Origin of the sequence: Dyella acidisoli (genome assembly GCF_030160295.1) — a bacterium.
GTDB lineage: Bacteria > Pseudomonadota > Gammaproteobacteria > Xanthomonadales > Rhodanobacteraceae > Dyella_B > Dyella_B acidisoli.
In genome coordinates this window covers 1-948 of sequence record NZ_BSOB01000055.1, presented here as the reverse complement: position 1 = coordinate 948, position 948 = coordinate 1, and the positions used below count along the sequence as shown (strand labels likewise).

The window sequence follows — 948 nt, the reverse complement described above, 5'->3', positions numbered from 1 at the left end:
TGCCGGTCAAGACGGTGGAGCAGTTGGCCCTGCAAGCGCAGCACCGGGCACGTGCAGGCTGGGTGAGCCGACGCACGCGGGTGTGCAACCAGTTGCGCAGCGTGCTACTGGAGCAAGGTTGGGCGGCCGGACGCGGAGCCACCGCACTGAACGCGCTGGCCGATCAGGTCTTGCGTGGAGCGTGCCCCGTACCGGATGCCGTGAGAGGGCTGGTCGAGGAGTGGGTGAGCGAATGGCACAGCCTGAGCGCACGTATCGACAAGGTCGCCGAATGCCTGAAGGCACGGGTTCGCAGTGATGCAACGGCTCGGCGTTTGTGCACGATTCCGGGTATCGGCCCGATCACCGCCACCGCGATCGTTGGCAAAGGGCTCGATCCGGCCCGCTTCAAGAACAGTCGCTACTGCGCTGCCTATTTGGGTGTGGTGCCCGAGCAGCACAGCACCGGTGGACGCACCCACCTGGGCAAGATGAGTCGACGTGGTGATGCGTATTTACGTAGCTTGTTCATGGAAGGGGCTCATTCGTTGGTGCAACACCTGCGTAAGGACGCCACCGATGCCCTCTCATGCCGCATCCGACACTGGCAAGAACGCCATGGTGCAAAAGGCGCGGCGGTGCGCGTGGCCAACCACAACGTGCGCGTGGTGTGGGCCATGCTGACCCAAGAGGGTGACTATCACACGGAGGCGGCTATGTCGTGTTGACGCTTTTCCCCGAGCGAATCGCTCAACCGCTGCTGGATATCTTCGAACCCAGGTCAGACCGTCGCGCAGACAAGCCTACCAGCCTACCGGCCCTTGAGGTCTTCACGTAATCGGCCTAGCGCGAGCTCACACGATGATGGCCCGTGGCACACCTTGCCACCTTGGTGAGGCCTCATACATAGATGCAGCCGGCATTCGGGGATGAAAAAAGCGGTTGACGAAGGGGGCGAGTCCATACATA

General features: G+C 62.4%; 1 protein-coding gene. It reads left to right on the top strand.

Translation table 11 applies throughout. From position 1 onward, the window contains the following. The coding region (locus QQJ86_RS20225; protein WP_284322790.1) for an IS110 family RNA-guided transposase at positions 1–707 on the top strand (707 nt) is incomplete at its 5' end. Between the last annotated feature and the right edge of the window lie 241 nt (positions 708–948).